The organism is Mycobacterium sp. SMC-14 (genome assembly GCF_046250075.1).
GTDB lineage: Bacteria > Actinomycetota > Actinomycetes > Mycobacteriales > Mycobacteriaceae > Mycobacterium.
Genome location: NZ_CP176429.1, coordinates 3,257,416 through 3,269,869 on the forward strand (window position 1 = coordinate 3,257,416; position 12,454 = coordinate 3,269,869).

The 12,454-nt window shown below is 71.0% G+C and carries 8 protein-coding genes; 2 read left to right on the forward strand and 6 right to left on the reverse strand.

Features of this window, described 5'->3' with window-relative positions; translation table 11 throughout:
• Entirely contained in the window at nt 1–246 is a 246-nt protein-coding gene (locus ACKY0W_RS15425; RefSeq protein ID WP_409434779.1) for a WhiB family transcriptional regulator, read from the reverse strand.
• Between the two features lie 308 nt (nt 247–554).
• Nucleotides 555–2,708 carry an ATP-dependent DNA helicase UvrD2 gene (locus ACKY0W_RS15430; protein WP_409434780.1) on the reverse strand — a complete coding sequence of 718 codons (2,154 nt, stop codon included), beginning with the start codon at nt 2,706–2,708 and terminating at the stop codon, nt 555–557.
• Nucleotides 2,709–2,781: 73 nt separating this feature from the next.
• Here ACKY0W_RS15430 and ACKY0W_RS15435 point away from each other — a divergent pair, with 73 nt between their 5' ends.
• On the forward strand, nt 2,782–3,030 hold the full coding sequence (locus ACKY0W_RS15435; protein ID WP_024443678.1) for a mycoredoxin: 249 nt from the start codon (nt 2,782–2,784) through the stop codon (nt 3,028–3,030).
• Between the two features lie 5 nt (nt 3,031–3,035).
• On the opposite strand, the gene nudC is transcribed toward ACKY0W_RS15435, so the two are convergent.
• The 4 genes from nudC to ACKY0W_RS15455 are packed head-to-tail and all read right to left on the reverse strand — an operon-like array spanning nt 3,036 to nt 11,605.
• On the reverse strand, nt 3,036–3,959 hold the full coding sequence (gene nudC / locus ACKY0W_RS15440) for an NAD(+) diphosphatase (RefSeq protein ID WP_409434781.1): 924 nt from the start codon (nt 3,957–3,959) through the stop codon (nt 3,036–3,038).
• Between the two features lie 52 nt (nt 3,960–4,011).
• On the reverse strand, nt 4,012–5,088 hold the full coding sequence (locus ACKY0W_RS15445; protein WP_409434782.1) for a potassium channel family protein: 1,077 nt from the start codon (nt 5,086–5,088) through the stop codon (nt 4,012–4,014).
• A 56-nt stretch (nt 5,089–5,144) separates the two neighbouring features.
• A complete protein-coding gene (locus ACKY0W_RS15450) occupies nt 5,145–8,468 on the reverse strand; it encodes an ATP-dependent helicase (RefSeq protein WP_409434783.1) in 3,324 nt (1,107 codons plus the stop codon).
• Nucleotides 8,465–11,605 (reverse strand): ATP-dependent helicase, encoded by a 3,141-nt coding sequence (locus tag ACKY0W_RS15455; protein ID WP_409434784.1) that lies wholly within the window; start codon nt 11,603–11,605, stop codon nt 8,465–8,467. Before ACKY0W_RS15455 ends, ACKY0W_RS15450 begins: the two co-directional genes overlap by 4 nt.
• 58 nt (nt 11,606–11,663) lie before the next feature.
• On the opposite strand from ACKY0W_RS15455, the gene ACKY0W_RS15460 reads away from it, so the two are divergent.
• On the forward strand, nt 11,664–12,452 hold the full coding sequence (locus ACKY0W_RS15460; RefSeq protein ID WP_409434785.1) for an alpha/beta fold hydrolase: 789 nt from the start codon (nt 11,664–11,666) through the stop codon (nt 12,450–12,452).
• The last annotated feature ends 2 nt before the right edge of the window (nt 12,453–12,454 follow it).

A 12,454-nucleotide genomic window follows, 5' to 3' on the forward strand; every position in this document is an offset into this window, starting at 1 on the left:
TCACGCGGCCACCGGCTCCTTACGGGGACGGCCACGCGGCCGTTTGCGGCCGATGACACTGCCCCGGTCGAGGATCTCGCCGCCCCACACACCCCACGGCTCGGCGCGCTGCAACGCCGCTGCCAGGCACTGCTGGCGGATCGGGCACTGAGCGCAGAGCGCCTTGGCCCGCTCCAGATCGGCCGGGTCGTCGGCGAACCACAGGTCGGGATCGCTCTTACACGGCAACTTGAGGGTTCTCGACATGATGTATCTGCTTTCCGGTCGGTTCGTGGGATTCGGATCCGGGCCGGTCGGCGGGCCACCGAGCAAAAAAATGGCCACGGATCCTGGTCGGGTCCGTGGCCATCGGGGATGGGGCTGCTGCTAGGGCGAACCCCGATGCACGGACGCGTCTACGGCGACGGCGGCATGGCGCGCCGCCGCCTCGGCAGCAGCGGCATGGCGCGCGCCGGCTACCCGCAGGACGTTGATCGTGGTCATGGGTTCCGAGGCTAGCCGCTCGGCCCACCGATCCACAACCGAATTACCGCCGCGGCGGCTCAACCCCGGTTTCAACCCCGGTTGCGGACCAGTTCCAGCACGTCGGGGCCGAACTGTTCCAGCTTGCGCGCGCCGATGCCCGGGATGGCCACCAGGGCGGCCTCGTCGCCGGGCAGCATCTCGGCGATCGCGGTCAGGGTGTTGTCGGAAAAGACGATGTAAGCCGGCACTTTCAGCTCGGTTGCGGTACGCAGGCGCCAGTCCTTGAGCGCCACCAGCAGCTCCGTGTCGACGTCGGCAGCACAGGTCTCGCAGCGGCTGAGCATGATGGCCGCCGGAGTGGCCAGCGCCTTGTTGCAGACGCGGCAGTACTTCGGGGCACCCCGAGCCCGTCGCTTGCCGGGGGTGGCAGTGGTGTCGGCCTGAGGGGCAATACCGCTGAGGAAACGCGATGGTTTGCGGCCGGCCCGCCCGCCGGGGGCGCGGGCCAGCGCCCAGCTCAGCGTGAGGTGGATCCGGGCCCGGGTGACGCCGACGTAGAGCAGTCTGCGTTCCTCTTCGACTGCCTCGCTGTCCGCGCCGTGCGCAAGGGCGTGCGAGATGGGCAGGGTGCCGTCGGCGAGGCCGACCAGAAACACCGCGTCCCACTCCAGGCCCTTGGCTGCGTGCAGTGACGCCAGGGTGACGCCCTGCACCGTCGGCGGGTGGCGGGAGTCGGCTCGCATCCGCAGTTCGGTCAACAGCGCGGGCAGATCGAGGTCGGGACGTTGTGCCACCTCGTCGTCGACAAGTTCGGCCAGTGCACCGAGGGCCTCCCAGCGTTCACGCGCCTTGGCCCCACTGGGTGGTTCGGTGGTCAGACCGAGCGGTTCCAACACACCGCGCACGGTTTCCGACAGCGGCGACCCGCTGCGCCCGGCTTCGCCGCGCTGGCGATCGCCGACCTCGGGTAGCGGCCCGTCCGCTCCGCGCTCTGCCGCCCGCTGCAACGCGACCAGCGCCTGGCGGATCTCCTGGCGGGTGAAGAACCCCTCCCCGCCGCGCACCTGATACGCGATGCCGGCCTCGGTGAGTGCCTCTTCGTAGACCTCTGACTGCGCGTTGATCCGATACAGCACGGCGATCTCGGCCGCAGCGGTGCCGTCGTGGATCAGCCGGGCGATGGACTTGGCGACCGCCGCGGCCTCGGCGACCTCGTCGGGATGCTCCCGAAAGACCGGCGCCGGGCCGGATTCGCGCTGACCGATCAGCTTCAGCTTGCTGCCGGACACCCGCCCACGCGCGGCGGCGATCACCCGGTTGGCCAGCGACACCACCTCGGGGGTGGACCGGTAGTCGCGCTCCAGGCGCACCAGCGCGGCGTCCGGGAACCGGCGAGTGAAATCCAGCAGATAGCGCGGCGAGGCACCGGTGAACGAATAGATGGTCTGGTTGGCGTCGCCGACCACGGTCAAATCGTCGCGCTCCCCCAGCCAGGCCGACAACACCCGCTGCTGCAGTGGGGTGACGTCCTGGTATTCGTCGACGACGAAGCAGCGGTAGCGGTCCCGGAACTCGGCGGCCACCGCCGGGTCGTTCTCGATGGCGGCGGCGGTGTGCAGCAGCAGGTCGTCGAAGTCGAGCATCGCCACTTCGCCGCGGGCCTTCAGCGCCTCATACCCGGCGTAGACGTCGGCCAGTTTCGCGGCGTCCAGCGGGGTGTCGCGGCCGGCCGCGGCCACCGCCTCGGGATACTGCTCCGGCCCGATCAGCGATGCCTTAGCCCACTCGATCTCGCCGGCCACGTCGCGGACGTCGTCATTGCTCAACCGCAGGCCGGCGTGGCCGGCGGCGCGGGCGACCACCCCGAACTTGCGGTCCAACAGTTCCCAACCGGTGGCGCCGACCACCCGCGGCCAGAAATAACGCAACTGCCGCCGGGCGGCGGCGTGGAACGTCAGCGCCTGAACTCCGCCGACCCCGGCGGCCGCTCCCGCGCCGGCCGCCGAGCCCAGGGCGCGCAGCCGCGACCGCATCTCGCCGGCGGCACGCTGGGTGAACGTCACCGCCAGCACCTGTCCGGGCGCAACGTGCCCCCCGGCGACAAGCTGGGCGATGCGGTGGGTGATGGTGCGGGTCTTGCCGGTCCCGGCGCCGGCAAGAACGCAGACCGGGCCTCGCGGCGCCAGCACCGCAGCACGCTGCTCCTCGTCCAGGCCGGCGATCAGCGCATCCATGGCGTCCATCTTGGCAGGCACCCCCGACGGCCCCGGACGCCGATTCGGGAATCATCGGGTGACCTATTAGGTTTGGGGAGTTATGAACCAGCTCGTCATGTACACGACCCAATGGTGTGGCTACTGCCGGCAGCTCAAAGCGTCGTTGAAGAAGCTCGAGATCGACTACGAGGAGATCGACATCGAGTTGGACCCGACGGCGGCGGAATTCGTCAGCTCAGCCAACGGTGGCAACCGCACGGTGCCGACGCTGCGCTTCGCCGACGGCTCGACGCTTACGAACCCGACCGGGCGTGAGGTCAAGGCGAAGCTGGAGCGCCTGGGCGGGTAGGCCCGTCAGGTCGATTCGGCCCACGACTCGATGATCGTCCGAGCGATCGAGATCGACCCGGGCAGCAGCAGTTTGGCGTCCGGGTCGCCGCTGTTCCACGCCCCCGCGGACAGCGCGGCCCGCACCTCGTCACGGGTGAACCAGGCCGCCTCGGTGATCTCGCCGTCGCTGAACACGAAGGTCTGGCCCGGGTCGGCGACGGCGTGAAAGCCGACCATCAGCGACCGCGGGAACGGCCACGGCTGGCTGCCCAGATAGGTCACATCGCGCACGGTCAGCCCGACCTCTTCGTGAACCTCACGGACCACGCAGGTCTCGAACGACTCGCCGGCCTCGACGAAGCCCGCCAGCAGCGAGAACATCCGGACCGGCCAGTTGTGCTGGCGGGCCAGCACCACACGGTCGTCGCCGTCGTGCACCAGGCAGATCACCGCCGGGTCGATGCGCGGGAACTCCTCGACGCCACTGACCGGATTGGCTCGCGCCCAGCCGCTGCGCACCGGCTTGGTCGGCGTGCCGTCGACGGCCGAAAACCTGGCATTGTCATGCCAATTCAGCAGCGCTATGGCCGACGACACCAATTGGGCGCTGACGTCGTCGAAGATGTCGCCGGTGGCACGGATGTCCAGCACCGACACGTCGGCACCGGCCGGGGCCTGCAGCGCGCCGCGGACGGCCCAGACGTGGCGACCGTCCTCGACGCGGCCCAGAAACACCGCATCCGATGGCGGTGTATCGCCCAGCTCACGAGCCTCTTGCAGCACCACCCGGCCGGCCGCGACCAAGACCTGGTTGCGGGGATCGACCCGCAGTAGCGCGGCAGACGACCACCCGGCGACGGCCGCGTCGGTGTCGGTCCGCAACTGGTCGGCGCGATCCGCCCCGACCCGCGAGAGCAGGGGCACCTGGCGCAGCTGGAAGTTGCCCATCATTGCACCCCTTGCCGACTCGCCGCGTCCGGCTTCGCCACGCTTGTGATCGTCACTGGTTGGTCACCGTACGCACGTAGAGCAACCGGTCGCCGGCCTCGATGGCATCGACCTCCGGTGCATCCAGGCGCAGCAGCCGCCCCTCGCGGACCAAGGCGAGCACGATCTCGTTGAGGTGTTTGGCCGATCCGCCGACTTCCTGCTGTTCCACCTCGCGTTCGGCGATGGCGTAGCCGGCGTCCGGGGTGAGCAGGTCCTCGATGATCTCGACCACGTTGGGGGTGGTGGTGGCGATGCCGAGCAGCCGTCCGGCGGTCTCGGAGGACACCACCACCGAGTTGGCGCCGGACTGTTCCAGCAGATGCTGGTTCTCGGCTTCCCGAATGGCCGCCACGATGGTGGCCTGTGGCGCAATCTCGCGGGCTGTCAAGGTGACCAATGCGGCGGTGGCATCCGAGCCGGTGGCCACCACGATGGCCGATGCACGCTGGGCGCTGGCCAGCCGCAGTACGTCCGATCTGGTCGCGTCGCCGTCGACCGTCACCAGCCCGGCGCTCTTGGCGCGCTCGAGCACGGCCCGGTCGTTGTCCACCACGACGATGTCGCTGGGGGTGGTCTCGTCGTCGCCGAGCATCGCGGCGATCGCGGTCTTTCCCTTGGTTCCGTATCCGATGACGATGGTGTGGTCGCGCACTCTTTTCCTCCAACGCTGAATGCGGAATGCCTGCTGGGAAGTCTCGGTAAACGCCTCCACGGTGGTTCCGACCAGCAAGATCAGGAAGGCGATCCGCAGCGGCGTGATGATCGCGACGTTGATCATGCGGGCGAACTCGGTGACCGGGGTGATGTCGCCGTACCCGGTTGTCGACAGCGTCACCGCCGAGTAATACAGGCAGTCCAGGAAGCTCAGCCGGTCGCCTTGCACGTCCTGGTAGCCGTCGCGGTCGACGTAGACCAGCAGCGTGGACACCAGCAGCGCCGCCAGTGCAATGGCGGTGCGCCGGTAGACGATGCGACCGGGGCTGTATTGCCCATGAGGGATGCGCAGCACCCCGACAAGCGCGTGACTGGGTTGGGCGGTCAGCGTCTCGTCGAGACGACGCAACCGCCGCCAGCTAGCTCCCGCCACGACGGGCGGTCATCGGTCGCACCTGACGCACGGACCCACTGTAACCACACGTGTCCTCAGCTGTTGAGCAGCGCGGCGAGCTCAGCCAGTTCGGGCAGTTCTTCGGCGACGACGGTGGTCCCGGTGCGCACGTAGTGGAAGGCGGCTCGCACCCGCGATTCCGGGCAGCCGGTCAGCGCGGCCCAGGCCAATCGGTAGACGCCGAGCTGCACGGCGGCGTGCCGGCGTGCCTCGGGCCCATCGGGCGGCGCACCGGTCTTCCAGTCCACCACGGTGACGCCACCGTCGCGTTCGGCGAACACCGCGTCGATCCGGCCGCGCACCACCCGGCTGCCGATGGCCATCTCGAACGGCACCTCGACGGCGGTGGGAGTGCGAGCTGCCCACGGCGATTCCAGGAAAGCCGCCTGCAGACGTGCCAGCTCCTGCGCATCGGCGCGGGCGGTGTCGGCGTCGGCCGCACCGGGCAGATCTTCGAGCTCGAAAAGCCGCTCGGCACCATAGAGTCGCTGGACCCAGTCGTGAAAGGCAGTGCCCAACAACGCATGCGGGTCCGGCCGGGCCGGAAGCCGGCGACTCAGGCGCTGGCCTGCACCGGCGGGGTCGCGGCTCAACTCCACCAGGCCGCTCACCGAGAGCTGGGTGGGCAGGGTGCGCGCCTGCTGCGTCGCGGTCGTGGCTCGCTCTGCCAACAGCGCGTCGACATCGGCGGCCCACGGACTGACCGAGGCCGCGCCGTCCTGGGGCTCGCCGGCCTGCAACTGTGCGGCGACCAGTGCGGCCCCGCGCTCGACATCACCGCGCCGGCCGGTCAGCGGGTCGGCTGGCCAGGTTCCTTCGTTTACGTTGTCGGACAACGGGTTTTTCTCTCCATCGGCCGGCGCATGCGCCCAGTGCTCGACCATCCCACACGGAGTCCCGGCCTCAGCCGAGCTGTCGATCACCGCCTTGATCTCGGTGAGGAAGTCCGACGGGCCGCGCGGCTTTGTCTCGCCCTGGCCCCAGTGGTGGCCAGAGACCAGCAGGGTGTCCTCGGCGCGGGTGACTGCGACATAGAGCAGCCGGCGCTCTTCGTCGACCCGCCGCTGGTCCAGGCGGCGCTGATGTTCGGAGATGGCGTCGGACAACTGCTTTCGGTTCGTGACCGCGTCGGTGTCGAGCAGCGGGATGCCGTGATCGCCCGGTCCCAGCTTCGCCTCTCCTCCGTCGAGCCTCCCTGAAACGCCGGGCTGGGCCCGGTCGCCGCGCAGCAGCGGCGGCAGTTCGGCGGCATCGGAGAGCCAGCTGCGTCGCGATGCGGTCGACGGGAAAACCCGCGCCACTAGGTGCGGTACCGCCACCACCTGCCATTCCAGCCCCTTGGCGGCATGCACGGTGAGGATCTGGACGCGGTCGGCAGAAACCGCCGGTGCGGCCGGCGCCAGCCCGTTCTCCACCACGGCGGCGGCGTCCAGATAACCCAGCAGACCTGGCAGAGCGGCGGGAGCCCCGGCGCCGTCCGCATAACCGGCCACCACGTCGGCGAAAGCGTCCAGCTGTTCGGTGCCGGCCGCACTTGCCGCCACCGGCTGCGCGGCGAGTACCTCGCAGTCCAGGCCGAGCACCCGACGTACCTCGGCGACCAAGTCGGGCAGCGGATGCCACAGGTGCCCGCGCAGCAGGGTCAGTTCCTCGGCAAGGGTGCCGATGCGCCGGTATCCGACGGTCGAATAGCGCTCTGCCGGTCCGGGATCGGCGAGCGCGTCGGCCAGACACGCGGTGTCGGAATCGGGCCCGGCCGACGCAGCGATCTCGGCAGCCGAGACCGGCGCGGTCGACTGTTCGGGCCGGGCCAGCTCGGCGGCGCGCCGCCACAGCGCGGCCAGGTCGGCGGCGCCGAGCCGCCATCGTGGGCCGGTCAACACCCGCATCGCCGCGGCGCCGGCGGTGGGCTCCTGGATCAGTCGCAGCATCGCCACCAGATCGGCAACCTCCGGCACCGACAGCAGTCCGGCCAGCCCCACCACCTCCACCGGGATACCTCGGGCGCGGATCGCCTCGGCCAGCGGCGCGGCATCGGCGTTGCGCCGCACCAGCACAGCGGCCGTGGGCGGGGGCACGCCGTCGGCATCGGCTTGCCGGTAGCACCGCTGCAATGCCTCGGCGACCCACTCGTCCTCGGCGATTACGTCGGACAGCAGCGCGACCCGCACGTCACCGGGGGGCGCGGCGGGGCGCGGCCGCAGCGATTGCACCGTGACGGAGCGCTGACGTGCCTCGGCGGAGATCTCGTTGGCCAGTTGCAGCACTTCCGGCGGGTTGCGCCAGCTGGTCCGCAGCTCCAGGGTGGGTGCCGGACTGCCGTCGGACAGGGGGAAGTCGGTGGCGAATCGGGGCAGGTTGGTTGCCGAGGCGCCGCGCCAGCCGTAGATCGACTGGATCGGGTCGCCCACCGCGGTCAACGCCAGGCCATCGTCGGCGCCGCCGCCGAACAGCGACGACAAGGCGATGCGCTGGGCATGACCGGTGTCCTGATACTCGTCGAGCAGCACCACCCGATAGGTGGCGCGCAACCGCGCGCCGACGACCTCGTTGGATTGCGCCAGCCGAGCGGCCGTGGCCATCTGTGCCCCGAAGTCCATGGCCCGTTCCGCCCGCATGCGTTGGTGTAAGGCGTCGATCAGCGGCACCAGCTCGGCACGTTCGGTCTGGGTGTCGAGCATCTTGAGCAGCGACTGGGTGGGTTCGGCGCGCTGGCGCGGGCCCGGCGGCAGGGTGTGCACCAACCGCTCCAATTCCAGGTGGGTGTGGCGCAGGGCGTCGGTGTCCACCAGGTGTTCGGCCAGCTGCCCGGCCAGCCGCAACACCATCGCGGTGACGGCGGCGGGATCCCGGTCGGTGTGCAATTCCCCGGGATAACCGCAGACCACATCGAACGCCAACTGCCACAACCCGGTCTCGGTGAGTAGCCGGGTGTCGGGCTCGATTCCGAGCAACAGCCCGTGCTCACACAGCAGCGCGCCGGCGAAGGCGTGGTAGGTGCTCACAACAGGTGTTGTCGCCGGGGCGCCGTCGAGCCTCACCGAACCGCCGGGCTGGTTCGGTTCGGCCGCCACCAGTCCCGCGCCGGCCAAGCGCGCCAGCCGGGATCGAACCCGGCGCAGCAGTTGGCCGGCCGCCTTGCGGGTAAAGGTCAGTCCCAGGACCTGGCCGGGGTGGGCATAGCCGTTGGCAACCAGCCACACCACCCGGGCGGCCATCGTCTCGGTCTTGCCGGCGCCCGCGCCGGCGATCACCACCAGGGGACCCGGCGGGGCGGCGATGACCGCGGCCTGCTCTTCGGTGGGTTGGTGTAACCCGAGCGCGGCCGCCAGTTCGGCGGGGTCGTAGTGGTTCCTCATCCCCCGCACCCGCCGTTGTGGGCGGGGCAGATCGGCCGGACCGGGCAGTGCCGGCAGCCGTCGTTGACGCGGGCGGTGAACTGCGGCCCGGCGGTGGCCGCGGCCGCCTGCCCGATCCGCTCCCGCCATTGCCCACCGGTGTCGGGCGTGAGGGGGTCCTGTTCGCGTTCGGTGGCGCCGACCGTTCCGGGTTTGGCGGGATAGACCAGGCGGGCGCCACCGGGTTGCTCGTCGGGCCCGATGAGCCCGGCTTCGACCGCCAGTTGGTAGACCGCCAGCTGTGCGTGCTGTTGTGCGTCGTCCTTGCTGGCCGGGGTCTTCGCGGTCTTGACGTCAACCACTACCAGCCGGCCGGCGGCGTCGCGTTCGACCCGGTCGATCCGGCCGCGCAGCCGCACCCCGTCATCACCGGCGTCGATCACTCCGTCGAAGGCGACCTCCGTGCCGACTTCGGTGAGCTCGCCACGGGTTTGCGCCCGCCATGCCAGGAAAGTCTCGATGATGGCGCGATGCCGGTCGTGTTCGTTGGCCGAGTACCACTGCGATGCGAACGGCAGCCGCTTCCAGGCGCGGTCCAACTCGGCGAGCAGTTCCTGCGGGCTGCCAGCTGATTCCGCGACCAGCGCGTGTATCACCGATCCGATCGTCGAGCGCAGGTCGCGGCCGTCGGTTCCGCCGTGGCGTTCGGCCAACCAGCGCAGCGGGCAGTCCAACAGGCTCTGCAGCGCCGACGGCGACAGGGTGACCGGTCCGCCGCCGGGGTGCCACAGCGGCTCCTCGGTGCTCAGCGGTGCCGTGCCGTACCAGCTCTGCGGGTCGGCGCCGGGCACCCCTGCCCGGGCAAGCCGCGCCAATTGCGTTGCTGCGTCGGCGCGTTCGGATTCGCTTACCACTGCCTCCGGTGCGCAGACCACGGCGCGCAGTCGGCCCACCAATCCGGCCGCGGACAGCACCGGCGGGGGAAACACCGGTGCAGCCGGTGCCGTTGTCACCTCGCCGGTGGCGCAGGCCGTGAGTTCGGCGAAGAACTCCGACGGGATCTGCTCCTCGGCACCGCTGCCCCCGTCGCCGTCGACAGCGGTGATCAGCAGCCGGCGCCGGGCCCGACCCAGCGCCGCCACCAGCAGCCGTCGCTCCTCGGCAAGCAGCGGGGCACGGGCCGAGACCTCTTCCCCGAAGCCCTGCAGGGTGTCCAGCAGCCGCTGGGTTCCCAGCACACCGCCGCGTGGAACGGTGTTGGGCCACAGTCCTTCCTGGACGCCGGCGATGACCACCAGATCCCATTCGCGCCCGAGCGCGGCGTGCGCACTGAGCACACCCACCGCCTCGGTGCCCGTCACGGTATCGGGGCGCGGCGCAGCCAACTGCATGGCGGTGACGTACTCGACCAGCCCGGTCACGGTGGCGCCGGCGGTGCGCGCCACGTACTGCTCGGCGAGGTCGAACAGTGCGGTCACCGCGTCCAGATCCCGACCGGCTTGGGCGCCGGACGGACCGCCGCGCTCGGCGGCCGACAGCCAACGTTGTTGCAGCCCTGAGCGATTCCAGGCCTGCCACAGCGTGTGGTGCGGATCGCGGCCGTCGGCGTGGCTGCGGGCCGCGGCCTGCAGCACCGCCCGAACCCTGCGCAGCGCGCGAGTGTGCGCGGCCGGCAGCTCACCGGGCGCACCGGTGAGCACCGCCGCGAGGCGGTCGCCGGGTTCATGCGGCGATTGCAGTCCGACCGTACCGCGGCGCAGGGTGCGTTGCAGCTGCCGCAGCGAGATCGGGTCCACCCGCCCGATCGGCCCACTGAGCAACGCCAGCGCCCGAGCACCGTCCACCGCGTCAGCGGTGCACTCCAGCACCGTGAGAAGGGCGGCCACCGCGGGCTGTTCAGCCAACAATCCACCGCTGGCCGGCAGCGTGACCGGGATGCCGGCGGCGGCCAGGGTGCGCGGTAGACGCGCGGCCGCCCGCGGCACGGACCGGACGATCACCGCCATCTGCGACCACGGCACCCCATCGATCAGGTGCGCGCGCCGCAAGGTGTCGGCGATCAGGGCTGCCTCGGCGTGGCTGGTGGCCGCCGTACGCACACTCACCGCCCCGGCGTCGGGTCCGGTGCCCTCGATCCGGCGGGTGGGGTTGGTGCCGGGCAGCCGCCCGGCGACGGCGCTGATAGTCCGGGCCACCGCCGGCGCGCAGCGGTGCGACGTCGTCAGCGTCAGTACGGGGACAGTGGCCCCGCCGGGTTGCGCGTCGTCGGCCAACAGGACGGTGGGTTCAGCGCCACGGAATCCGAACACTGCCTGATCGGGGTCGCCCGCGATCACCGTCCGCTGCACACCGGCGGCCAGCACCCGCACCAACCGGGCCGCCTGCGGGTCGAGTTGCTGCGCGTCGTCGACCAAGAGCAACCGGATCCGGCTGCGTTCCTCGATGAGCAGATCCGGGTCGGTCGCGAATGCCTCCAGCGCCGCCCCGACCAATTCCGCGGCGCCCAGCGCCGGCGTGGTCGCCTGGGGCGCCGCGGTACCGACCGCGGCACGTAGCAGCATCACCTGCTCGTACTGCTGGGCGAACCGGCCCGCGGCGGTCCACTCCGGGCGGCGGCAGCGCCTACCCAGCCTGGTCAGTTCGGCCGGGTCCACACCGCGTTCGGCGCAGCGTGCCATCAAGTCGCGCAGTTCGGTGGCGAAGCCGTCGGTGGCCAGTGCCGCGTGCAACGACGGCGGCCAGGCGCCGGCACCGTCCCCGGCGAGCAGTTCACGGATCACGCTGTCCTGCTCGGCCCCGGTGACCAGCCGCGGCGGGGTGGCCTCGGCCCGCCGGGCGGCGCGCTGGAGCACCGCGAAGGCGTAGCCGTGCACGGTGCGCACCAGCGGTTCCCGGATCGCCCGGCCCGCCGCGGGCCCCCCGGCCGCCAGCAACGTCGCGGTCAGCGCGCCACGGTCCGCCGCGGGAAGCCGGCCCGACCCGGTCAGCAGCAGCACCGAATTCGTGTCCACACCCGCGGAGACGTGGGCGGTGGCCACCTCCACCAGCAGGCTGGTCTTGCCGGTGCCCGGCCCCCCACGTACCTGCAGAACGCCACGCGCACGCGGATCGAGAGCCGCGGCGACCTGCGCGGTGGGCGATCCCCAATCCTGTGGCATGCCGCCTATAAGAGCACTGCCCTCCGACAAGTGAGGGCGCGGCTGGCACCATCGACGGGTGAATCCCGATCATCGACTGCATGTGCACCGCTACGGGCCGGACGGACCAGTGGGGCTGCTGGCAGTCCACGGGCTGACCGGTCACGGGGCGCGCTGGCGCTACGTGGCCGAGCAACTGCCCGACATCGCCGTCGCCGCGCCGGACCTGATCGGCCATGGACACTCGTCGTGGGCGGCCCCGTGGAGCATCGACGCGAACGTCGAGGCGCTGGCGGCGTTGCTGGAGGGCACCGCGCACGGCCCGGTCCCGGTGGTCGCACATTCCTTCGGCGGGGCAATAGCGCTGCATCTGGCCGCGGCGCGGCCCGATCTGGTCGATGCGTTGATCCTGCTCGATCCGGCGATCGGCCTGGACGGCGAGTGGATGGCCAGGATCGCCGCAGCGATGCTGGCCTCCCCCGACTACCCCGATGCCGCGCAGGCGCGGGCCGAGAAGGAAAACGGAGCGTGGTCCGACGTGGATCCCGGCCTGCTCGACGTCGAACTCGACGAGCATCTGATCGCGCTGCCCTCGGGCCGCTTCGGGTGGCGGATCAGCGTGCCCGCGGTGATGTCGTACTGGAGCGAGTTGGCTCGCGCCGTGGTGCTGCCGACATCAACGCCGACCACCGTGGTGCGGGCCACCCGGACCTCGCCGCCGTATGTGGAAGCGGCGCTCATCGCTGGTCTGCGGGACCGGCTGGGCGCGAACTTCCAGCTGGTCGACTTCGACTGCAATCACATGGTCGACCAGGCCCGTCCCGCCGAGGCTGCCGCCGTGATCCGCGCGCAGCTGGCCCGGCGCTAGGA

Coding starts and splice junctions, on each gene's coding strand:
- ACKY0W_RS15425 (WP_409434779.1), bottom strand. CDS start 246: ATGTCGAGAACCCTCAAGTTGCCGTGTAAGAGCGATCCCGACCTGTGG.
- ACKY0W_RS15430 (WP_409434780.1), bottom strand. CDS start 2,708: ATGGACGCCATGGATGCGCTGATCGCCGGCCTGGACGAGGAGCAGCGT.
- ACKY0W_RS15435 (WP_024443678.1), top strand. CDS start 2,782: ATGAACCAGCTCGTCATGTACACGACCCAATGGTGTGGCTACTGCCGG.
- nudC (WP_409434781.1), bottom strand. CDS start 3,959: ATGGGCAACTTCCAGCTGCGCCAGGTGCCCCTGCTCTCGCGGGTCGGG.
- ACKY0W_RS15450 (WP_409434783.1), bottom strand. CDS start 8,468: ATGAGGAACCACTACGACCCCGCCGAACTGGCGGCCGCGCTCGGGTTA.
- ACKY0W_RS15455 (WP_409434784.1), bottom strand. CDS start 11,605: ATGCCACAGGATTGGGGATCGCCCACCGCGCAGGTCGCCGCGGCTCTC.